This window comes from Spirochaetae bacterium HGW-Spirochaetae-1, from assembly GCA_002839375.1.
Lineage (GTDB): Bacteria > Spirochaetota > UBA4802 > UBA4802 > UBA5550 > PGXY01.
In genome coordinates this window covers 185,249-209,165 of record PGXY01000011.1, presented here as the reverse complement: position 1 = coordinate 209,165, position 23,917 = coordinate 185,249, and the positions used below count along the sequence as shown (strand labels likewise).

Below are 23,917 nucleotides of genomic sequence, written 5' to 3'. Positions count from 1 at the left end.
ATTTAAAATCAACAGGAGGGAGGAATACAATGGCCGTTAAAAAAACAGGTAAAAGCACCGCAAAAAAATCATCGAAAAAGGGATCACCCGCAAAAAAGGCAGCGAAAAAAACCGTCCCTCCCAAAAGCGCGGCAAAAAAGACACCCTCAAAAAAATCGGCCCCCTCACCGCTGACAAAGAACCTGCTGGAACTGGCAAAGCAGCTTGATAATGAAGAGGTGGCCTTCCTGATCAAGCAGGCCCAGGTATTCGCAAAAAACAAACAGATAAGGAAAAGGCTGAAGGAGACTACGGAATCGGTGACCTATGAGCACCGGACCATGACGGCCAAAGAATTCCAGCTTCCGGCCCTGGAAAAAGAAAAAATAGAATTCGTAGAAGGAAAGGACGGCAGCCATTTCATCATTGTCGTGGGAACGGAGCGTAATTTCTTCTCCCGCGACGAGTTTAAAAAAATCGTTGCCCTGTGCCACGTTGCCGGCGACGAGAAGGACGGCATGCGCAGGCTCTACACCTGGTTCGACCGGAACCGCTCCGACGTGCTGAAAAATACGGATATTAAGGGGCCGGGAGACATTGCCCTGGCCACCATTTATAATGCGGTGATCAATACATACGATGTAAAAGGCTAACCTACCCGTGCCTGATTTTCATCACCAGGATATACAGGGCCAGGACAAGCGTAACGCAGTTTGCCAGGATAATGGAAATGGACATACTCTGAATGCCGTAGACGATCCATAAACAGAGCCCGCAGTTCAGCAGCATGAACATCCCCGCCGAAAGATCTCCTGTTTTCTTTGTTTTATACACGCGGTATGCCTGGGGCACAAAAGATGCCGTTGTGGCGATTCCGGCCGCAAGGCCTATAATTTCAGTGAAGTTGAAAGGCATATGATTATCCTGCTTATTATACGATAACAGTACCTGACCCGAAAGGGTCAATGGCGGTCAGGGAAAAGCCTGAAAGAAAAAATGTCCAGTATATTTATGACGGCTGATTTTCTTTTTACTGCAGGCAGTGGAAGGGATCGCTCCTTATGGGGCGAAATTCCTTTCATCCCGTAAGGAGCGGCATATGCGGCATCAATGTGAATGAGAAACGGGTTCCGCCGGTTCTTTCGGACCGCCGTCTTCCACTGTGCTTATTTTCAGCAGTGTATACAGCGGACAATAATGGGTCCAGGAGGAAACCCACATCGATACTCCAATGGCAAGGGCTATGATCGTTCCGATCGCGCCCGGTGAGAGGATGTAGATATTGAGTAAAAATGCCAGGCCCAGCATGAACCTGATGTAGCTGTCGGCTCTTCCCACATTCTGTTGCATAACAAAACCTCTTTATCGTGACTTTTCATGATTACATGAATCTGCCTGTAATTATTAAATGCGGGATTTAATCTGCAAGTAGAATTTTTGTATTGACTATTTTTTTTGGTGATTTGATGTAAACAAAAATACCATTAAATTCGAGGATGATTATGTCACGCATACTTTCGGGAATACAGCCCTCGGGCACCCTGCACATAGGCAACTACTTCGCCATGATGAAGCCCATGATAGAGTTCCAGAGAAATCATGAACTCTTCTGTTTTATTGTCAATTACCATGCCATGACCAGCGTGGAGGACGGTGACTACCTCAGGAAGAACACCCTGGAGGCAGCCATTGATTTCCTTGCCCTGGGTCTCGATCCCGACAAGTGCCACTTCTGGGTGCAGTCCGACGTACCCGAGGTGACTGAGCTGACCTGGATACTCTCCTGCCATACCTCCCTGGGGCTGCTGGAAAGAAGTCACAGCTACAAGGATAAGGTGGCCAAGGGCATCACTCCCAGTGCCGGTCTCTACACCTATCCAATTCTCATGGCCGCCGATATCCTGCTCTATAACGCCCAGATAGTGCCCGTGGGAAAAGACCAGAAGCAGCACCTGGAGATCACCCGCGACGTGGCCCTGCGCTTCAACAACACCTACGGCGATATTTTCACCATACCCGAGCCGCTCATCTCCGAGGACCTGGCCGTTATCCCCGGCGTCGACGGGCAAAAAATGTCCAAAAGCTACGACAACACCATAAACATCTTCGAGGATGAAAAGTCCCTGAAAAAAAAGGTGATGCGCATCGTAACCGATTCAACTCCCGTGGAGGAACCGAAAAATCCCGAAACCTGCAACCTCTTCGCCCTGTATAAACTCTTTGCCGAACCGGAGAAAACCGCCGAACTGAAGGAACGCTACCTGAAGGGCGGCATCGGATACGGTGAGGTCAAGAAGGAACTCAACGGCATGATCTGGGAATTCTTCGCACCCTTCCGCGAGCAGCGGCAGCGCTATGCCGGCGACCCCGGCGAGGTTTTCAACATACTGAAAAAGGGCGCGGACAAGACACGCGTCGTGGCAGCCGTGACCCTGGATAAAATCAAGACGGCCGTGGGCCTGAAATACAACTGACCGCTGTCACACCATCTTTATCAGGTGCGACAGCGGGTTGGGAACCCGTGACTTTGAACCGTGAAGCCTGGCCATGAGAAAGGCCAGCACCGCCGCACCTCTCCGGCGCGGCAGGAAGCTCACGGGATTTACCTTCATGAGATGAAACATGGCCTCGGCCGTGGCTGCCAGGTCATTGCATTCGCCGCTGAGATACACCTTCTTTTTTCCCAGGCGCTTCACGAGCCTTTCAGCAACCTCTTCTATCGCGCAATGTCCCGCCACCAGGACCCGGCCCTGTATCTCGTCTATTTCATCGGGATCAAATCCCTTTCCCATGACCAGGGTCCATCCGCCCCGGCCGTTGTGATCGTGAAAGAGAACCTGCAGGAGCGTCAGGGGATTGTTGACGCATCCCTCGCGGCAGGCCAGCTCCTTACCTTTCAAGACCTTCACATCCCAGGGAAAAAAGTCAAAAAGATCGGCAGGATATTTGCCTGACGAAGGTTTGTCTCCCAGTATGTCTATATTTTCCAGGGTGGAAAAGTCCCCTTCCAGTTCAATGTCATCGAGACCCGTGACGCCGCCGGTGAGATTACGTTTAATAGCCTGATCAAGATGGGCCACATCGGCCCTGTCCAGGCCCAGGATTTTCGCACCGGCCAGGTCGGCGGCGGCAACATTCAGGCTTCCGATAAGGACGCGGAAGGGTTTCACGCAGCGGTCCGCCAGGGCGGTTACGGGATAGTGGCCGTACACGGTGCCTTCAATCCCCTCGATAAGGGTCACGTCGGGCCGCAGCAGGGAGAGCACATCGGTCAGCTTGTAGGGAAGATTATAATTGTGATCATGACCGCGGCTGGTGTGGACCGGAAAACCCCACTGGTTTTTTATGCCCAGCGTAACTCCCGCCATGGAATGCGTCTTGAGTTTGGGTACGTTCACATAGAGGTTTTCATCCCTACGGCGGATCAGTTTCTCCGTCACGGTTACGGGCATCTCACAATGGCTGCGGTCATAGCCCCGCGGATCGCCGTCATAGATGCTCTTTCTCCCGGTAAATTCAAAACCGATGGTTTTCTCCTCGTCGAGATACAGGGGAATGGCGCCGGTATCGCGGCATATGTCGCGATACCCGTTTACCTCGAAGACAACCCGGGTATAATTGGCCTGGGTTGAATTTTCCATGAGATAGACCTGGCGTGCCCCGGCACTCTGCCAGTATTCGATGACGGCCCGCACTACCTCGGGCCTGGTATAGCAGTACGCCTTGGCATCGATGCCGTTGGGCTTCACATACACATCTCGGCTCGACTTGAGAAGAGCGGCCCCTCCCAGGCTGTCAAAGATTTCCTTTACGGTTCTGCCTATCTCGCGCGTCATGTCAGGACTCAGAGGGATAAACTGCGTAAAGGACTCCCTCTGGTGAGGACTTATAATGCTTCGGATGATCACTTTTTCTGGCATGGGATGCCTCCTTTTTATTTTTCCAGCACTTCCCCTGTGTTCCCGTTCCGGTCAATCCCGTCCAGAACGGCCTCCACCCATTTCTCATTATGCACAAGGGGCCCAATATGGTTGCCGGGAAGCACCAGGAGACGGCAGCGGGCCCCGGCTTTCACGGAACCGGGATAAAACTTCGCGAAAAAGGCCTCCTGCTCTTCCGTGGTCACGTTCCCCGATTTTTTCACACCGGCAAGTTTATCATACCGGAAGAGAGAATCATTGTCACCAAAAATCACCACGATACTCCGCACGCCCCCGACTGGGCGATCAGCATCAGTGGCATACCGTGTACATTCCTGCAGATCCCTGTAGGCTCTGAAGGCCTTGCCGACATGGAAATTACCGCTTATGCACGAAGAACAGGAACGAAAGTTATCCCCGGCCTGTCCCTTGATTATGCCCGATCCTGAATCCCAGATGTGACCGGCCTCACCGCGGAATATACCGGTGCCGACGCGCATCCCCTCCCAGGAAAAACTGGCCAGGAGGCATCCGGGAGCAACACAGTTGTATCCTCCCCATTCCCGAAAACCCGCCGGGGCCATCTGCCCCAGGGCTATTATTGCTCCGGGATAACGGCCGGCTATGCGCCGTGCCAGGAGGGCCCCGTGGGACCATCCCACGACGACAAGTTTCGCCGCGGTTATATCCTGCCCCTCTTTCTCCTTTGTACAGGGATCAATAATAACAGGCATGGCTGTATCAGTGGCATAGCCATCAATGGATATGGCATTTTTTTCAAGAAGGCGCCTCACCACCTCCATGAGAATGACATCCTTTCCTTCATCGCCGCGAAACTTTCCATCCCTGCCGAAGGGCGTATCGCATACGGGAACAATGACAATGCCGGAACGGGAACGCAGGGCCAGTTCCCTGGTAAAATTATACCCGTCGCCGGGTCGCTGGCTATGTCCGTGAAAAAATACTATGACCGGTCCCTTAAGCCGTTTATTTTTTTCATCCTCGTTTTTTTCTTCGGGAGTACGGGCATCGAGATAGAGATACAACGCCTTAAGATAATCACCGTTAAAGCGGACAGTAAGAGACTCCACGCGGGGTTTTTTCTCCAGAGACCTCGCGGCGGCGAGCAGTGTCACTGGCACAAAAAACAATATCATAACCAGGCACACAGATTTTTTAATCATAGGTATCCCTTCTCCATGTCAAATTTCCGCACCCTTTTATTGACCGTGGGGCATTATTTTTCAAACACAATAAGTCGCGCAGGACTGATTTTAATAATTTTTTTGGTTTTTACGCCGAATAGTCCAGTTTCACTTTCTCATCGGTGAGAAACCAGATAAGGGGGATATCGGCGAGAATGGTTATAAACCGGATGCCGTACATGGCGATGTCTATGGTATGCCCGTCGAAATCATGCATGCCGAAATTAACCAGGGTCGCCAGGACATAGGCAAAATGGATATCGGTTATAATGAGCTGTATACGCCGGTTTATCTCTTTTTTAAAGTAGAGCGCCAGGACCTGCAGCGTAAGAAGAATTGCCAGGGTCAGCCCTGTCAGAACAGCGCCGGCCTTTCCGACGACGAAATACATGACGGGCATGATGAATATGATCTCAAAATAATATAGCGTGACAAGATAGGGAGCAACGAGGGGGATATGCTCTTTCAGGTGATCAATGTTCCATTTTTCTGGCATCATGGGAATTCGGGAAAATAACACATGCATTTCATGTTATACGTATCACCGGACCTCTCAATTGTTACAACGGCACCGTGCCGCAGATTACCCGATAGATTAAAAATAAATTTATTTCTTGTCAATTACATCTTTCCCCGGGAGAGTGTTAATATCGTGGGAAAGAATCTATTTTAAGCATAAATAAGGAAAAAGGCAACCACAGAGACACAGGGGCGCAGAGAGTTAGTCGAACACAAAAACGTATTGATTGTACAACATCTTTTCTATGATGGTTTTTTGGTATTCATTATCCAATTTTTATCATTAATAGTGGATACTATAATATCATCAACGCTCTCTCTTCCCCCGTGTCTCTGTGCCTCTGTGGTTGCATTAATAATGATTTCATCCTTATATTGATTCTCTCCCCCCAAAGGAGATATAAAGTAACGCATGGAACATGGAAGCATCATAGAACTGGCCGTACCGGAAGAATATCACCTTGAAAGGATCGATAAATTCCTTGTCCACGCCCTGGAGCTGGACTTTTCCCGCAGTTATATCCAGAAACTGATAAAAAACGGCGATATAAAAGTTAACGGCGATGATATACGGGCCAATTATAAGGTAAAGCTCGACGATTCCATACTCATCACCGTGCCGGAACCGGAAGAACTGGCCCTCGAGCCCGAAGATATCCCCCTCGACATTGTCTACGAGGATTCGTCCCTGGCCGTCATAAACAAACAACCGGGACTGGTAGTACACCCGGGCCCCGGCAATTGGAACAGGACCCTGGTGAACGCCCTGCTTTTCCACTGTCATGATCTCTCATCCATAGGAGGGGCTATACGGCCCGGTATAGTCCATCGCCTGGACAAAGACACCACGGGCCTCATGATCATCGCCAAGAATGACATCGCCCACCGGAATCTCGTTGAGGCATTCGCCGGTCGTACCGTTTTCAAGGGTTATACGGCAATTGTGACGGGAAGACCCGGAAAGGAACACGATGTGATCAGCAAGCCCCTGGCACGGCACCGGAAGTATCGGCATAAAATGACCGTGGTCGAAGACGGAAAGGAGGCCATCACGGAATATACCCTGAAGCGGATGTGGAACACGGGGACCCAGCTCTTTTCGCTCCTGGACATAAAAATCCATACGGGCCGCACACACCAGATCCGCGTTCATCTTTCTTCGGAGAGCATGCCCATCGTGGGAGACCCTATCTACTCGAAAAAATGGGAACGGCATAAAGTCCCCTACCTGCTCCTGGCCTCTACAACCCTGTCCTTCACGCATCCCGAAACGGGCAAGACAATGAGCTTCAGCATAAACCTCCCGGAGCACATGAAGGCCTTCGTAGATAAACTTGACCAGCAGGCACAATAAAAGGAAAAGTAAGCCCCCCCGGCGGAAATATTAATTGAATACCGATATCGGCTCTCGCCGCCCCCTCAAGGGGGCCTGGGACTCCCTTAATTACCCGAGAGTAGTTTAAAAGGATCGAGATTATTTTAAAACCCCTCCCAGGGGTGGCGACCGTCCATGTATGCCCGGTTTTAATATCTTCGCCGGGGTTTTCTCTTTGCGCCTTCCTGGGAAATTCTAAAAATAATTAAATATTATCCGCCACGGCCTTTCCGAATTCGGAACATTTGAGAAGCGTCGCACCTTCCATCTGGCGTTCCAGATCATAGGTGACCTTCTTCTGACCGATTGTCTTCTGCAGTCCCTCGATGAGCCGGTCTGCCGCCTCGGTCCATCCCAGGAAACGGAGCATCATCTCACCGGAAAGGATAAGGGACCCGGGATTAACCTTGTCGAGGTCGGCGTATTTCGGGGCAGTGCCGTGCGTGGCCTCGAAGACCGCTTCGTTGTCGCCGATATTGGCGCCGGGAGCCATGCCCAGACCGCCGACCTGTGCAGCCAGGGCGTCGGAGATAAAGTCACCGTTAAGATTGGGTGTGGCAAGGATATCGTATTCGTCGGGCCTGAGCAGGATCTGCTGGAACATGGCATCGGCAATGCGGTCCTTGATGAGAATCTTCCCTTCGGGCTGTTTGCCGTTGTACTGGTCCCAGAGCTCATCCTCGGTTACAATGAAACCACGGAACTCCTCCTTGGCCAGATCATATCCCCATTCTTTGAAGGCCCCTTCGGTGAACTTCATGATGTTGCCCTTGTGAACCAGGGTCACGCTTTTCCTTTTATTGTCGATGGCGTACTGAATGGCCCGGCGCACCAGCTTCTTGGTATTGGTAATGCTGATGGGTTTAATACCGATACCGGAATCTTCCGGGATGTCACGGCCCATCTCTTTATTCAGGAACCGTATAACACGGAGAACATCATCGGAGCCCTCCTTCCATTCAATACCGGCATAGAGGTCCTCCATGTTCTCGCGATAAATAATCATGTCCACTTTTTCGGGCTGCTTCACCGGCGACGGTACTCCAAGAAAATACCTGACGGGCCTGACACAGGCGTAGAGGCCGAGCATCTGCCGCAGCGCCACATTGATACTTCGGATGCCGCCTCCCACAGGCGTGGTGAGAGGACCTTTGATGGCCACCTTGTATTCCTTTATGGCGTCGAGCGTTTCCTGCGGGAGCCATTCCCCGGTCTGATTAAAGGCCTTTTCTCCCGCCAGGACCTCTTTCCAGTGAATTTTCCGCTGACCTTTATATGTTTTTTCCACTGCCGCATCGAGGGCGATTCTGGTGGCCCTCCAGATATCGGGACCGGTGCCGTCGCCCTCTATAAAGAGAATTATGGGATTTTCCGGTACGGTAATTTTTCCATTGCTGTATTGAATTTTGCTGCCGCTCATAAAAACTCCTTTATAATAATTGATATAGTGATTCTAAAAAAGGCGCATAACAACGTCATATCTGCGCCGATTTTAACAATTACGTCAATGTTATTTGACAAATATCAAATCGGTAATAATTTTTGTCAAATCCTATTGAAAATATCACATATTTTTGACACCGGGATTTCCCCCTATGGGGATCAACCGTTTCATCGGCATAATGTTACCTCGAGGAGTACAGAAATGAAGCTTGAAATGACCTGCTACGGCTGTCTCATATGCCAGATGGAAAAACTACTCAACGGCATGGATCTGCCACGGATCAGAAAGACCGCCATACTCCGTGAAATTATAGCCTGTGCATCATCCATGGATCCGGAACTGCCGCCTCCCAATTATGGAAGGGAGATCCATACTCTTCTTAAAAAACTTATAAACGACAGTGATCCCTATGCTGAACAGAAAAAAAAGAGTAATGATGCGGCCCTTTCCCTGGTACCGGAAATAAAAAATATTTTAGCTCAAAGCAAAGATCCGCTGAAGACAGCCCTGCAGATATCCATAAGCGGCAACATTATAGATTATGGCGCACCGGGAAGCAGCGATAGGGTCGATATAAAAAAATCCCTGCTTCATGCCCTTGATACGCCCCTGGATGAAGCACTGTATGGCGCCTTTAAAAAAGAACTTTCACATTCACGGCAGATACTGGTTGTCGGCGATAACGCCGGAGAGATAGTCTTTGATCGTTTTCTCATAGAACAGATGCGGGAAAAATCCGTTACATACGCTGTGCGTGGCCTTCCCATTATCAACGACGCAACCCGCGAGGATGCCCGCCTGGCAGGAATTGACACCCTTGCCCGGGTGATCGACACGGGCGACAGTACACCGGGAATTGTTTTTTCCCGGTCTTCCGATGAATTTCTCCACGCCTTCTCCGGAGCTGATCTGATTATTTTAAAGGGCCAGGGAAATTTCGAGACTCTCTTCGGTGAAAATCTGCAGTATTATACGGGTAAATCGACACATCTCTATTTTCTTTTCAAGGTAAAATGCAGTCCCGTTTCTGCGATGACGACACTTTCAGAAGGAAGCATAGCTTTTCTGCGCTATCCCGCAGACTGACCTTTGCAGGCCAATCAGAGATACCTCAGCCTCAAACGTTCAAAGAACCGTTCCAGGGACAACAGGTTGTTTTTCGCCATCATAATCACCAGATACAGCGCGGCAAAAACGAGATCTCTCGCCACCAGAGAAAGACTGACACGCTCATCGATGCCGATGCCCAGGCGGTTCAGTTCAAAACAGCCGCATTCAAAGGTCTGGCCCCGCGCAACACTGATGGCGATAATACCGGCGAATACAACCATGAGACCGGCTGCCAGCAACGATGATGCCTGGATTCTGATCCCCAGGGCGATAAACGTGCCGATAACGATCTCCAGGACTGGAAGCGTGACGGCAGCATAGGGGATGGCCCACTGCGGCGCCAGGTCATACATGCCGATGACGTTTCCAAAAGACTCAATGTCCAGGACCTTGAAAAATCCTGAAAATATAAGGAGACACCCCATGAATATTCGTATAACAGCTGTAATATAATTTCCGTACAATATACGTTTCAGCATTCCGCTTCTATCTTCTTCCATAGGGACCTCTTTTCACTTCGATGACGATACGGGAAATCCCGACCCGCTCCACTCGGGAAATCCCTTTTCAATTATATAAATATTTCGGGAATAACCGAGTCCTGATATTTCTGCTGCCAGAACGTCCGATGAATCGCAGGAATGAGCCGAGCAGTAAATAACCAGCTCACGCGGCCCGTTTATAAAAGGCATGTTCTCCTCGATACCGCGCATCATGGCCGACGCAGGGTGCGAGGGAATATTCACCGCTCCGGCAGCATGCCCTTCATTGTATTCCCCGGGACTCCGGGAATCCACGAAGAGAACGCTCCCCCCGTCATACTTGATCTTTGCCTCGTCGGCCGTAATATAAACAATTTTCTTTTCCTTCATCCGTGAAGCGCCAACCATGACATACCCCTTCGGATGAAAGGCATTGATAAGCATACCTGTAAGAAATGAAAAAATGACAATTATGAAGGCCTGTTTTATTATGGACCTTATCGGATTCATTCTATTTCAACCTCAGTTTTCGATATTTCTTCTGCACTTCGGCTTCATACTCCTTGATAAGCTTTCGTATAACGGGATCGTCTTCAGGGTGACGGTCGTCGGGAAGCTGAAAATTATTACTTATTACAGCAACCTTCCCCTTGTCGACGCTGATCTCAAGGATCCCGATATGTGCACCATTGGCACCGGCCTGAACTATCACCGTTCTTCCCTTTATACGGGGTTTTTTCAACAGTGTCTGGGAATGTCCTCCCACGATAACGTCTATATCGGGGAGCATCCCGGCAAGTTCCACGTCGCGGTCATATCCCGAATGAGACAGAAGGATAACAATTGCCACACCCTGTTTCTTTAGATAATCAATATCTTTTTGTATTTCAGCTGCCTGGTCTGTCAGGGATATTTTTTTCGTAAGGGTCTGCGGGTAATACCTGAACGCTTCGGGAGACATGGTGCCTATTATACCGATGGAAAGGCCGTTTCGTTTTACTATATTATATCGAACCGCGGCCCGTCCCGCCTTTGCATTTCCTTTAATCATGAGATTATCACAGACCAGGGGAAGGCGCTTTTGCACATCCAGGTACAGGTCAATCCCGCCGGAAAACTCCTGGTCACCCGGGGCGATGGCGTCGTACTTCATATATCCGTAGGCCCTGACGACGTATTCAGCCAGCAGCGCATCCTCCTCGAAGGTGAGAAAATCGCCCGTATCAACCAGCACCATGCCGGGATATTTAGTTCGCAGTCCGCGCAGCGCCGTTGCGCGTTTCACCAGTCCGCCCTTGGGCTCCTCCCTGCACTGACAGTAATCGAGATAGCCGTTGAGCGAATTGGTGTAAACGATGGTGACCAACTCACGGGCAGATATATCCATGGGAACCATGAATACCGCCAGTAATGCCATGAGCAGCAGCATGTTCTTTTTAAGCTGGAGGAGTGACTTCATATCGAAATAAATCCATATTAACTTTTTCAAATATCCTTTTTTCAATAAATACATCGACGAGATCTTTGTCAAGCACTCCACGCTCCACTTCTTCCTGGAGAATAGAAAGCACCTTGTCGCGGGGAACGGCTTTTTTATATGGACGGTCAGGGGCTGCCAGGGCATCATATATGTCGGCAATGGCCATGATCCTGGCCTGGATGAGGGTGCTCTCCCGGCCTTTCAGTCCGTCGGGATATCCGGTCCCGTTTATCTTTTCGTGATGGCGCAGCGCTATTTCCGGAATATTTTTATATTCCGGCGGCCAGGGGATTTTACTGACAAAATTATAGGTGTGCACCACATGACTCTCTATTTCCTTTCGCTCAACGGGATTCAGACTGCCCCGCTGTATAATGAGATTGGTCCTGTCATAATCGGTGATGATATCCATAATGTTGCCGTCAATGTCGATACAGTGAATGCTGTTGATGTCATTCATTATGGTGTCAACGGTCTCTACGGGATTTCTTTCCATTATAGTGGGCTCATTGAGTACCCGTACCCTTTCCTTGATCTCCTTGATCTTGATAAGCATCCTTTCCTTTTCCAGGGCCACGTCCACATACTCCCTGCGAAGTGCCGTATTCCCTGTCTCATTTATCTCCTGCAGTATTCTGCTTTCCCTGAGATTGTACTGTAGTTCGACGAACCTGAAGAGATAATCAAGTCGTATCATGAGATTTTCCAGGTCTTTCGGATAGAGCTTTTTCTCCTTTTTGAATATGTTGAGGTCCACATAGACCTTGCCGAAGTCATGAAGCAGCGCGGCAAACTCTATCTCCCGGATCGCCGTCTCGGAGAAATGGAAGTCCTTCAGGTATCCTTCCTGGATATCATTGATGGCCAGGACCATGGCCTTGCATATTTCAGCGACCCGGAATGAATGACCCGACGTGGCCGGGTCCCTGGATTCTATGGCTGTTACCGACGCCCTGACAAACTCCTCAAACTGATTCTGAATCTGCTTTATCATGCGGTTATTCTCAATGGCGATAGCCGCCTGCCCCGCAATGGCCTCCAGGAGACTATCGTACTTGTCGTCAAAGGGAACGACATACTGGTCAAAATCATCCATAGTCTCGAGTTTTAGCGTAAAAGCCTCGTTCCCCGTATTCTCCCGGTTATGCAGATCCTCCTTGCTGTTGATGAGCTGGATAACACCGATAATTTCATCCTGATAATTCCGCATGGGAACCACGAGCATGGACCGCGTATAATAGCTGTGGGTTCTGTCGAACGATGAATTGTGGGTAAAGGAAAAGGCCTCCTGTTCCGGAAGCTTGTAGACATCGGGGATATTCAAAACCTCGCCCGTGACAGCCACATATCCTGCTATTGACTTCTTGTCCAGATCCATGACAAACTCGTTCAGGGGAATCTCCCGTGAAAAGGTGTGCGAGGTCTTAAAACGCATCCTTTTTTTCCCCTTTTCATCGGTTTCAACAAGATATATGCTGCCGGCATCGGCACCGGTGATTTTCTTGCTCAGGAATAGAATCAGGAAGAGGAGCTTCTCCGGGTCTTTTTCGCTGGAAAGCGATCTGCCAATATTGATGAGATCATCCTGGTCCTGCTTGGTATCGACGAGCTTGGCGAAATATTCGTCCTGCACCTGGCGGTCATTGCAGTAGGCATCAGCTATGGAAAAAGATTTCTCGATTATGAATCCAATCTCTTCGGGGACAAGGGCCGTGCTTCTGAATTCAGAAATATGATGGAGCTTGCTGAACCGGTCCGACTGCATATCCTGCACCGATCCGAAGACAACCATGGTATAGAACAGACTGTTCTCTGTGATTTTCCTGAGGGTCTTAAACAGCTTCTCGTACTCGCTGACGTGAATAAAGAAAAGGACCAGCACCATTTCTCTTTCGGGAGAGGATAGGAATTGGCCGATTTCCTCAGCCGGGTCATCGGTCCTCACAACGGCGTAATCACTCTCCGGACATGTCCCGATATACGCTTCACTTTTCTTTGATAAAACAATTGTTCTTTTCATGATCTTCTGTCATTGACATCGGTACAAAAAGTGCTTTTCTTCAACAAACAGTTTACTCTGAGCAACAATCAGAAAATTATTTACTCTGAGCAAACAATTCCAACGGGACATCTATTAAAAATATAAAAATATTAACATAGTGTCACTCTCTGAAAACGATTTATTGATAATTTTACACGAGAACCTATATGTTTAGTCTATTTTTTATATTTCTTGACAGCACTGTAGCCTGATAATAACATACGGTCAATAATTATTTATCCACAAGAACCATGAAGGCTTATTATACTTGACTGAATATTTCAGTATTATAGATTTTTCTCCAGAGGGTTTTACATGGATATACAGCAAAGCCTTGACAGGATAGGGAAAACAGTACTGGCTTCCATAAGCTATGAATGCTACCCCGTTAAAGAAATTGATAATGTAATCGATCTCATCGATACACTGCTCACCGACCAGGACAACCTGAAGCAATGCGAAGAATACTTCAAGTCCGTGGGGAGCAATTATGTCCTCTTCTATATTTCCAATATAATTTATAACCTGAAAACAAAATCGGAGCTGCAGCTGACCCCTGAAGTATTCAAGTGGCTCGGCAGCGTATGGAAAAATTTTCTGAAGCGTAACAAGGCATATCAGGAATTTCTCCACTCATTCGACAGGTATACGAAAATGCTTGATAAATATTATCCCGGTGCGGGCAGCTTTGTCAACCAGATAGAGAACGTACAACTCGTCAAGGAACACTTCATTGAAGACGCCGATCCGGAGTATGCTGAAGTAAAAAATCTGGAGAATTTTTACAACAAATCGATGGAAATTCTCAACGCCATGAGGCCCACATACTATTTTCTCATCGATTACTATTATGAAAAAAAGATGAATACGGGAGAGGATAATCAGGATGCAGCCGTACTGGAAAGCCTGGGTCTCCAGGGGTTCGGATATTCCCGGTATACCTATCAGAATATCACCATGAGGGCATGCCAGTCCCTGGGGATACTTGAAGCCGTGTATCTTCTACTGAAAAAAAAGAAACTCTCCAAGCAGTTGACTAATGTAGATGGCAAGCTGAAACTCATGTCCCCCGCGGAGATTTATGATTTGTATCTGAAAAAATTCAATGAAATGAAAAAAGAGATAGTAACCCTCAAGAAGTAATCGTCAAATTATATCATCCAGTTTTTAAAGATTTATGTTAAAGATTTGCTCTGAGCAACGATATCTTAATTGATACCTGATCCATTTACTCTGAGCAACTCAAATATATTTTCTCTTGGACAATTTCATTGATTGTGCGGGAGAATAAGAAAGTTACAATATTCAATTAGAGCAGGTTAGAATATAAATGAATATAAAAAAATTGCTCCGGGGAATAGTTCTTTTTGTGCTTATTGCTTTTGCAGTTTTAATTGTAGTGAGTATATCATACTATCATTCACACAAAGCTGCTTTGACTTTTATCCTGGATCAGGCGGGTTATTTTAAAGCAACGGATTATATTCAGCAGGAAATATCCGTAAATATTGACGATACAACCATACCGGTCATGTTCTATCATCATCCTAAAGTAAAATCTGACGTTTATTATGTTCTGATCCATGGCTTTGCCCCCCAGGCCCACAAACACGAAAAAATACATCTCATGGCTGCTTCGTTATGTGACGCAACAGGCGTTAATGTGTTTATTCCCTATATACCATCATATTTCAAGAAGGATCGAAAAAATTTTCAAGAAATAAACAAAGAAATTGGTGTTATATATACAACACTTGCACAGAAATATCCTGGGAAATATCGCGCCTTTGGAGCTTGCCTTGGAGCTACATTTCTGGTTTCTTCATTTCGTGATGTTCCTGCCGATATAATGCCGGAAAAACTATTTCTCTTTGGACCGTATAATGACGGGAAAGAACTTAACTCCTTTTTTAAGGATGAAAATTCATCTGATATTGATTTCATTGTCAAACTGGTAATATCGTCCAATATGGATATATATTCTGAAAAAGAAAAGTCACTGATCCAGAAAGCAATGATGTCATCAAAACCAGGACGAACCGATGAATCAAAAATGAAACAAATCCTGGGCGCTGGCTTGTTTAAAAATATATCAATAGTTCAGTTTAATCCAAAGGATTTTCAGATTCTGGATATAAAGCAATCCACTGCCCTGGCAAAATTCTCAAAGACCAAATTCCATATCATGCACTCACGAAACGACAGTATAATTCCATTCTCGGAAGGTCGTGCTCTCTCTGATTCATTAAAGGAAAAGGGCGCTGATGTAAATTTTCTTGGAACGGAATTGTTCGAACATAGCCAGAATAAAACAACGGTTTCCGGACTGTATAATGAATTGAAATATATGATATATTTTTTTGACGAACTGTTTGCTGGAGATGTATCAATCAAGTAACCTAGAAACTTCCCTTGCTCAGAGTAATTTTTACTCTGCTTAAACTTCGTTGCTCAGAGTAAAATTTTTTTCTTAATCACCCCTCTCATTCGTATTATAAGCAAAGCCCCAAACGATGAGAGGATTACATGTCCAATAGAAAACGAATTTGTATACCAAACTCCACTTACCACACATTTTCTCGCTGTCATGATCGACAGCATTACCTTCAACCGGATAAAATGAAAGTATTAATGTTTGATGTTTTAAATCTTGCCCTGGAGAAATATAATTTTGAACTAATATCCTTTGCTATAATGGATAATCATTTCCATTTCTTGATCAGGACTCTCACCGATGGACCAACAATTTCCCGCATTATGCAATTCATCAAAGCTCAATTTGCCCGACGATATAACAAAATTGCCAACAGAACCGGCTCCTTCTGGAATGAACGATTTGGTGATGTAATAATTGAGTTAACTGAAGATCCGGAATTTTATTTTCACTGGTTAAACTGGTATATGGGATACAATAGTGTACGTGCACATAAAGTCAATGATCCAAGAAAGTATGCATATTGCAGTATTCTTTCCTATCTTGATGAAAACTACAGACCACCGGTAAAAATTACCCACCATGAATATTTTCTTAAGTTGGGAAAAACATTTCATGAAAGATCAAAGATATTTCTCGAGTATGAGGATATATACAGAAAAAGGCTGTGCCTGAATTTTTTGTGACAATTGTAATGCCGCTTCAGTACTTCTCTAAATGAAAAAATATTATTGCAGTAGCAATCATATTTGATGCACTATTATAAAATTAATCGATATGTCCATTTATCTCTGCAACAATACCTTCGATTTACTTGGATACTGCCTTCAGTGTTATCTTAATTATATGTTTTAATTCTGGATACTCCTGTTTGGAAAAATATTTTGCTCTGCTTTTGCTCAGAGTAAATTTACTGTTCCGTAAATTTACTCTGAGCAAAAGCAGAGCAAAAGCACCTTACTCTGAGCATGAGCTATAAATGATTAAGGAACGAAAAAAGGAGCCTGCGTTTCAATGCACCCTCCTCTAAAAAATTACAAGATAATGTTCAAATCGAACTTAAAACGAAAAGCTCAGAGTATCATTCAGATACTCTGAGCTTGATGTAACTATTGGAATCCTCCCGAGGCTAATTATCCAGATATCCCTGCTGTTATATGTGCAGTGACAACCCCATAGAAACGGCATGACACATGCCGCCAAAAGTATAATTAGGTTCCAGCGCTTCCTCGGTATCTTTCTTAACAGATGTTTCAAGCATATACTGGTACTGATATGCAACAATAATATCAACATTCCCTTTCAGACCGGGAAGACTGGGAAGTTTGAATCCAAGACCGACGGAAGCTGAAATTGTCGGACCGTCAAGCAAATCGACATCACCGCTCATTTCTTTGGCATCGAATATTGCAGTGCGATACGAAGCACCGGCCATAACGGATAGCCAGCTCAGAGGATCATACTTCACTCCCAGTTTAGGCATGATAACATTGTTGGCATCAGGAAGCTGTGACGCGTACAGGTAATTCATAACAGGCGATACCTTGTAATATTTCCAGAGCTGTACTTCCACATCAGCCGATACAAGGACCATGCCGAGGATATTATATGCCACACCGGCAGTTACCGTATGCGGTGCGTAATAATCAGATATCGCAAGACTCAGGCTCATATTCATTGTCGCAGGGACTACCGCGGCAGCGTTAAATGGTTTAATTTCCATCGCGGTCTCCTGCCGATATGACGCTCCGAACTCCAGTCCTTGCAAAATGCTTAAGAGTTTTCCGGGATTGACATAAACACCGGCGACCATACTTGGACTGATAGCCAGATCCATTTTGGTTTCAGCAAGCGGAGTCTGCTCATCATTTGTTATATTGACATCACCCATTATCATAGATCCCTTTCCGGCGAATGAAGCGTTCACTCCCACTCCAACACCGAAAAGATCGTCAAGGAAACCGAATCCCAGTCCCACCATTATCTTGGCCATCTGGGCCTCACGGCCATATCGTATAAAATCATGTGTATCCAGATTTATATCATTAACCTTAGCCACACTGCCATCGGCGGGTGTTCCCAGCCCGATACCAAGCCGAGCCGACGAGATAAATGACGGCATGGAAACAAAGATATTCAGATCAAGGGCCACACCCAGGGTAATGATGCTATATCCAAGGTCCTTATCTCCCACTACATCAAGAGTCGAAATACTCTTGTTTTCATTGATAGAGAGCATGGGCAGGGTATACATGAAACCCAGATAGACCTCGTTAAGAAGGGCCTTGCTTTCACTGGAAACAGCAGATGTAGCCTCTTTTGCTCCCTTTTTCTTGAGTCCCATACCGCTGTCAGATCCACCTTTTTGTCCGTCAGCGGAACCCTTCAGTTGCTTCGTTTTTCCCAAACCGGCCATATTATAATAAACAGATGACCAGTCATCCACAATGGCGGTCATAGCATTCCCCATCCCGATACCCTTTGCTGAATAGCCGTGTGTATCGGCGAAACTGCTGGCAAATACATGACCGGTAAAAGCCATGACAATGGCAACCAAACTAACTGTTACTCTTCTAAACCTGTAATTCATTACTCCTCCAGGTGTCTCCCATAGTTTTTGCTTCTGTATGTCCTTCTCATATTTCTCAAAAAAAGTCGCATAAATTAACCGTTATATTGAAAACCGTAGCTTTCAAATACTTCTTTAACGGCTTCTTCGCCGCCCTCATTAGTCTCCTGCACCACCTTCCCAAGATCCTCCAGAAGGTCAACCAGTACAGGCCAGATATTTCTATTTATCGAGGTTCCCGGCGTTGAGGCCTCAATGAGAAAATTGTGCAGATCATCAAATATCTCTTCATATTCAGCTGAACTATAAGCCGAATCCATAACCGCTCCCATAAGTCCGCCGGGCTTCAGCATGTCCGCCAGGAGCGTCATCATTGCACCGTAATTGTGGCCCGTCGGATCTTTAATCGTCTCATGTATCACGGGCAGGTAATCGTGCAGAATCGTATAGAGGTAATCAAAGCCCTCCTCTCCGTGGTATATCCATTTCCCCGAATCGCCATCATACTGAGCCAAAAGCTTACCCACGGTATACAGTAAACCGGCCACTTCCTTATCGGTAAATTCCTCGTTGATGGCGAGAGCGCCATCGAGGACATTGATAAGATTTTCCACTATGGCGTATTTTCCGTCGGCTGAGAGGAATTCCTCCATATCGGCCACATCCTCATAGAAATCATTCCAGTTCCTGTTAAAAGTATAGGCACACCTCACTTTAAGAACGGAAGCATCATCACCCACCACATTGCTATCCAGAACGAAATAGATATCACCGGTATCATAATCGACTGTGCCGTTGCTCGACAGAAAATCACCGGTGATAACGCCGCTTCCGTTATCCGTAGCAGTTCCGACACCTTCGACTGTAATAGACAGAGTTCCCGGAACCGGATCATTGGCCAGACTGTCCTGGACTACAAATCCATTAAGAGCAAGGCGTTCATCCAGCTCTCTCTGACCGTCATCGGGAAGCGCAGCCAGGCCCTTGCCTTCATACCCGGAACCGTCGACATAATCATGACCCACCAGAGCATAGATCAGATCATCCAGCACTATATCAACATCGCGAACACCGCTGAAATTATCGTATTCACCTTCGTCATTAAGGTCCTCACCCTCGGCAAACATCCATTTCCACTTATTGTCATTGAAACCCTGGTCATTCCATTCTTTCTCGATAACTTCACCCTTAGTGGTCTTGACGGCAGTCGCCAGTTGTTCAAGACCGCTGAAAAGGTCATGGGTGGCATGTTTTTTACCGTCGGCATTGCTGTAGAGACCGTTGAGCAGACTGCTGTCACCCATGCGCTGAAGCATAGCCAGAAGTTTCGTCACAATTGATTTCTCCGCCATGGCCGGCACCAGCCCGTCGCACTGCTTCGTCTCGTTTTCGGCCAGGAAGCTGGTAAGCATCCGCAGGCCGCGCCGGGGACGATGGTCGATGTCGATAGGATCCACATTCGACTGGCCTGAAAGGCCGGGAGCGGTGCAGATCGGCGTCAGATATTCCAGTGCACCTTCCTCCGTACCGGAGTCATACCCCTGATTGATCCGTCCGACCCAGCGTCCGCCTTCAACATCAAGGTAGCGCATCATGGGTTTCGCCAGCGGCGGCACCAGGCTTCCAAGAAGATCTTTAAAAGGATATTTATGATTTCCTCCCCAGTTATAATCATGACCGGTCGCCGCGGGCTCATAATAGGTGGTTTCATGCAACGACCCGGCCAGGGCAACAATAGCCGGGAAGAGCCTGCTTCTGTGAGACCATGCCTCGCCCCATGATCCGCTTTGCCACGTCCCCGCATCTTCATCATAAGCATTGTAATAGGTTTCAACTTCATTCCCTGTCGCATCGGAGGGCACGAGTTTTTCCTGTAAAAAGGCCATACGCGGAATTGGAGGGATATTGGAAGCGACGGCGTCGGGAAGCACATGACCGCGGCCAAGAATGTTGTTCCAGATAACATCGAGATTCATCCCTACAGCCAGGCCCAACATATCGATGAGATTATGCTCCCGCATCAGGACGATAATCCTGGCGTCTCCGGGCACATCCGACTCATAGTATTCAGGAGATCTTCCCGTTTCCCTGGAGCCTTCCCCGTCATTGGCCCGGTCATAGAGCCACTTACCGGTCCAGTCGCCCGGTTTCGCATTGGACAGTCCAAGCACGCCGTTACCTTCAATTACAATGAAGGCCCCCGAGTGGATCATATTTAAAGCATATACCCACATGGGGATGATAAAAGTGTACTTCTTCTCCAGCATGAGCCACTGGAAGTTACGGACCATGGCCTCTTCCTGGGAAGAACATTCCCGCACGTCGTCATTCTCGGCAATTTTTTCCGTAAAGGTAAATCGGCTGGCCCGCTGTTCACCGGGAAGAAGCAGATACTTGTCATCACCGCTTGTTCCCTCAACATATCGAGAGCCGTTCTCCGTCATAGGAGGCCGACAGTAATTCCCTTTAGTTCCTTCTTCCAGCAGATAATAATCGCTTTTCCAGGTGGCCCTGTAGCGGTTTGTACGCTGCCGTTTACCGTCGAAGGCCATACCTGGAGCCGATATCGTTGCAATGGAATAATCACAGTAAACCAGTGCAGTTGAGGTCAGGGTACCGGTTATCCTGCCCGTTCCGTAATCGATATGCCCGGTCCCGGAAAAGGCGGTTCCGGTTATATTACCGCTTCCATCATCGACGGCGCTGGCGCTTGTGGATTCGTACCAGGTCTCGGCATGAGTTACTTTATAATTTAGATATTCCTTTTCGTCTTCTTCGATGAGACCGTCTCCATTTTCATCAGCCCAGGAGTAGGGATTTGAAAGCAGCAGGTAGAATTCGCCGGTCGCATAATTAAAACCGGATGCCGCAATGCAATTGTGAGCTGAAGAAACGGCTGTGCCGTTTTCATAGGTCTGTGTCAGGGTACCATCGGCATTCACTTTGAAATAAATGTCAGCGGAATCGTTATAAAGATTAAAAAGATTATAAGCCTCTTTAACACGGATACGATTGATACTGCCCTCTATCACCGGATGATTTGACAACTGGCTGTCTATAAGCACAGACCTGTTCCCCTCTCCGTTGTTCGTCCAGGTAATGTCACCGGAATTAAAGTCGTGCGTATTTTTCTCCGTGCGCTCGATCTTCACCGAACCGGGTACCACGGGAGTATTATACAGCCGGTGAGATACCGTTGTTCCGTTAATTGCCACTTCCTCTGCCAGCACCTTTCCTTTATTGGAAATATCGTTTTCATCGGCATAATAATCACCCACTTCCTCACCGTCAGAGTCGTTCGTGGGATAGAGATATACCCAGGTAGAGGCGTCGCTGGGGTCCGGTTTGTGGACCATGGCATAAACGTCGCCGTTGGCTTTATTATACAGGCGGAAGAGCTCGGCTGTGCCGTCCCGGTCGTAATCATAGGTCAGGGTCGGCGCGGAGTTTCCGGCCTTTTCGGGAGCATAATAATAGGGACCTTCACCTTCCCAGCAGGCCCGGGCTATCCAACCCATGACCCAGCGGGCCGTATTCAGTTCGCCCGTACCATTGCCGGTACGGGGATAATAGGTTCGATAATCGTTATCCCCTCCCACAACGGTCTCATCGGAAGTGGGGATTATACCGGAATTTCCTCCGTTTGGTATACCGGAATCGCCGGCGCAGGTAGGGGGAAGAAGGAGCATGGGAGGATAATCAGCACCCATATAGAATTTTCTTGACATTTCCTCGTCTTCTCCCGGAGACCTGAAAGAACTGTGGCTCCGTCCGATATGACCGGACTGATCGATCCGTTTCGCCAGGGCCAGTTCATACGCGTTGGTCATATCCTCCAGCAGAAGATAGCCGTTACCCAGGGAATACATGCAGTCATTGGTCGTTATAATCCCATCCGTGACTTCCCCGTGGCCGAATCCGTGGTTGGAAACAGGATCATCATCATCGCTGTCGGAGGCCAGGTAACCGAAATTATACGAGGCAACAAGGGCGAAGAGGAGATGATCGATATATGAAACATCATAGGCTTCGGAATCGGTCTTGCGAAGACGTCCCATGCCGTCCCTGGTAAACATATCGAGCACAGACTGCTCCAGTTCACCGTTGGCGTAATCGGCCGAGGAGAAATCAATACCGATTTCTTTCAGATATCCGATTTTCTGTACTATGTATTCCAGTGGAGATACGCCGCTGTCATTTTTATAGATCGAGTACTCATCCTTATCGGCGCTGATAAAAAGCTTCAGCAGACCGGGCCACATCTCCCGCAGGGTATTGCCCAGTTCAGCATTGACATAAATTCCGTCGCCGTCTTCGTTGGGATTATTATAGTCACTGCTTTCGTAAATGTCACCGCCTTTGGTAAAGTGGCTTTCCAGGTTGCATGCAAGCTTCTCCAGTTTTACGGCGTTGTTTTCCGAAACCAGGGACGCGCCTTCGCGGATTATATCGAAAAGATATTCCTTCGCCACGGGATCATACATCATGACTTTGGAAAGACCCTGAACAAGGGAGACCAGTCCCTTCACCATATTACCAAGCCCCGTATTGGTGCCGGAAACCATTTCGTCATAATCGGTTATGAGATCTCCATCAGACTCGACCCACATGGGATAGTCGCCGCGGATGAGGAGCTTGCTCAACGTCTCGGAGATATCGACGAGGTCGGCCTTAAAACCGTCTTCAGGGTCGTCATCGGTTACGATATCGATAAGTCCCTGCACCGTATTCTGTACCTCTATATTTTCATTATTATCGAGGATATACTGCATCGCTGCGTGCCCTACGGCCAAAGCGTCACCGCCGATATTTGCGTCACTCTGCGAAAGTTTGTCAAGGAAGTGATAGAAACCCAGGAGATAATCACTGCCCGAACCGTTCTGTGAATAATAGGAATCTATAGCGGTATTATTGTAATGGCGGGGCGAACTGTCCACAAGGTATCCCATGAGCTGTTCCAGTTCGATAAGAACACTGTCAATAAGTCTTCTGTCATTTTCCTCATCGACGATACCAAGAATATCTCTGGTCATTGCCAGAAAATCGACAAATTCATCGGAATTGGCTTTAATGGTTTCCGAAAGTTTTTTATTTACGTCCTTGCTCAGGACCGTGTCGAAAATCTCCTGCAGACTTCCGTAGTCTTCCATCATGGTTAAGAGAACAAAATCAGGATCCGGTTCATTTTGCTGAAATGTACCCAGTTGGGATTCCGAGCAGGCGGAAAGGAGCAGAAGAAAGGGAAATATTAGTGTAATAATTTTTCTCATCATAACGACACTCCTGATACAGTGTTATCTAAAATAAATTCAACCATCCGGACGGTTTTTTATTCTACATCAAAAAATAATCATCGCCT

Annotated in this window: 19 protein-coding genes; 7 read left to right on the top strand and 12 right to left on the bottom strand. The window is 47.4% G+C overall.

From position 1 onward, the window contains the following. Positions 1-29: 29 nt before the first annotated feature. Entirely contained in the window at positions 30-632 is a 603-nt protein-coding gene (locus tag CVV44_21635; GenBank protein PKL35412.1) for a hypothetical protein, read from the top strand. A gap of 1 nt (position 633) precedes the next feature. On the opposite strand, the gene CVV44_21630 is transcribed toward CVV44_21635, so the two are convergent. Beyond that, entirely contained in the window at positions 634-894 is a 261-nt protein-coding gene (locus CVV44_21630) for a hypothetical protein (GenBank protein ID PKL35411.1), read from the bottom strand. A gap of 192 nt (positions 895-1,086) precedes the next feature. Beyond that, the gene (locus tag CVV44_21625) at positions 1,087-1,329 is read right to left on the bottom strand and encodes a DUF2892 domain-containing protein (protein ID PKL35410.1); all 243 of its coding nucleotides are present in this window, start codon (positions 1,327-1,329) and stop codon (positions 1,087-1,089) included. 152 nt (positions 1,330-1,481) lie between these two features. Here CVV44_21625 and trpS point away from each other — a divergent pair, with 152 nt between their 5' ends. Beyond that, entirely contained in the window at positions 1,482-2,453 is a 972-nt protein-coding gene (trpS, locus tag CVV44_21620; GenBank protein PKL35409.1) for a tryptophan--tRNA ligase, read from the top strand. Positions 2,454-2,459: 6 nt separating this feature from the next. Here trpS and CVV44_21615 read toward each other — a convergent pair whose 3' ends face one another. The 3 genes from CVV44_21615 to CVV44_21605 form a co-directional block, all read right to left on the bottom strand. Continuing rightward, entirely contained in the window at positions 2,460-3,899 is a 1,440-nt protein-coding gene (locus tag CVV44_21615; protein PKL35408.1) for a hypothetical protein, read from the bottom strand. Between the two features lie 14 nt (positions 3,900-3,913). Beyond that, a complete protein-coding gene (locus CVV44_21610; GenBank protein PKL35407.1) occupies positions 3,914-5,083 on the bottom strand; it encodes a hypothetical protein in 1,170 nt (389 codons plus the stop codon). Between the two features lie 109 nt (positions 5,084-5,192). Beyond that, positions 5,193-5,630 (bottom strand): hypothetical protein, encoded by a 438-nt coding sequence (locus tag CVV44_21605; GenBank protein ID PKL35406.1) that lies wholly within the window; start codon positions 5,628-5,630, stop codon positions 5,193-5,195. A gap of 405 nt (positions 5,631-6,035) precedes the next feature. Between CVV44_21605 and CVV44_21600 the strand changes: the two genes are divergently transcribed. Then, positions 6,036-6,977 carry an RNA pseudouridine synthase gene (locus CVV44_21600; GenBank protein PKL35405.1) on the top strand — a complete coding sequence of 314 codons (942 nt, stop codon included), beginning with the start codon at positions 6,036-6,038 and terminating at the stop codon, positions 6,975-6,977. Between the two features lie 226 nt (positions 6,978-7,203). On the opposite strand, the gene CVV44_21595 is transcribed toward CVV44_21600, so the two are convergent. After that, the gene (locus CVV44_21595) at positions 7,204-8,418 is read right to left on the bottom strand and encodes an isocitrate dehydrogenase (NADP(+)) (GenBank protein PKL35404.1); all 1,215 of its coding nucleotides are present in this window, start codon (positions 8,416-8,418) and stop codon (positions 7,204-7,206) included. Here CVV44_21595 and CVV44_21590 point away from each other — a divergent pair. Then, positions 8,398-9,528 carry a hypothetical protein gene (locus CVV44_21590; GenBank protein ID PKL35403.1) on the top strand — a complete coding sequence of 377 codons (1,131 nt, stop codon included), beginning with the start codon at positions 8,398-8,400 and terminating at the stop codon, positions 9,526-9,528. The two genes, CVV44_21595 and CVV44_21590, sit on opposite strands and share 21 nt — an antisense overlap. A gap of 14 nt (positions 9,529-9,542) precedes the next feature. Here the strand turns inward: CVV44_21590 and CVV44_21585 are convergent, their stop codons facing one another. From CVV44_21585 to CVV44_21570, 4 genes are read right to left on the bottom strand one after another with little or no spacing between them, the layout of a single operon-like run. Continuing rightward, positions 9,543-10,052, bottom strand: coding sequence for a hypothetical protein (locus CVV44_21585; GenBank protein PKL35402.1), 510 nt, complete (start codon positions 10,050-10,052; stop codon positions 9,543-9,545). A gap of 12 nt (positions 10,053-10,064) precedes the next feature. Then, positions 10,065-10,544: a hypothetical protein gene (locus tag CVV44_21580; GenBank protein PKL35401.1), complete on the bottom strand. Its 480-nt coding sequence runs from the start codon at positions 10,542-10,544 to the stop codon at positions 10,065-10,067. A 1-nt stretch (position 10,545) separates the two neighbouring features. Next, positions 10,546-11,493 (bottom strand): hypothetical protein, encoded by a 948-nt coding sequence (locus CVV44_21575; GenBank protein ID PKL35400.1) that lies wholly within the window; start codon positions 11,491-11,493, stop codon positions 10,546-10,548. Continuing rightward, the gene (locus CVV44_21570; protein PKL35399.1) at positions 11,471-13,534 is read right to left on the bottom strand and encodes an HD family phosphohydrolase; all 2,064 of its coding nucleotides are present in this window, start codon (positions 13,532-13,534) and stop codon (positions 11,471-11,473) included. The genes CVV44_21575 and CVV44_21570 overlap by 23 nt, the downstream gene beginning before the upstream one ends. Positions 13,535-13,870: 336 nt before the next feature. Here CVV44_21570 and CVV44_21565 point away from each other — a divergent pair, with 336 nt between their 5' ends. The 3 genes from CVV44_21565 (at position 13,871) to CVV44_21555 (ending at position 16,675) form a co-directional block, all read left to right on the top strand. After that, positions 13,871-14,698, top strand: a complete 828-nt coding sequence (locus CVV44_21565) for a hypothetical protein (GenBank protein ID PKL35398.1) — start codon at positions 13,871-13,873, stop codon at positions 14,696-14,698. 187 nt (positions 14,699-14,885) lie between these two features. Further along, entirely contained in the window at positions 14,886-15,953 is a 1,068-nt protein-coding gene (locus CVV44_21560; protein ID PKL35397.1) for a hypothetical protein, read from the top strand. Between the two features lie 128 nt (positions 15,954-16,081). Next, positions 16,082-16,675: a hypothetical protein gene (locus tag CVV44_21555; GenBank protein PKL35396.1), complete on the top strand. Its 594-nt coding sequence runs from the start codon at positions 16,082-16,084 to the stop codon at positions 16,673-16,675. Between the two features lie 467 nt (positions 16,676-17,142). Here CVV44_21555 and CVV44_21550 read toward each other — a convergent pair whose 3' ends face one another. Further along, positions 17,143-18,531 carry a hypothetical protein gene (locus tag CVV44_21550; protein ID PKL35395.1) on the bottom strand — a complete coding sequence of 463 codons (1,389 nt, stop codon included), beginning with the start codon at positions 18,529-18,531 and terminating at the stop codon, positions 17,143-17,145. A gap of 122 nt (positions 18,532-18,653) precedes the next feature. Further along, the gene (locus tag CVV44_21545) at positions 18,654-23,831 is read right to left on the bottom strand and encodes a hypothetical protein (GenBank protein PKL35394.1); all 5,178 of its coding nucleotides are present in this window, start codon (positions 23,829-23,831) and stop codon (positions 18,654-18,656) included. Between the last annotated feature and the right edge of the window lie 86 nt (positions 23,832-23,917).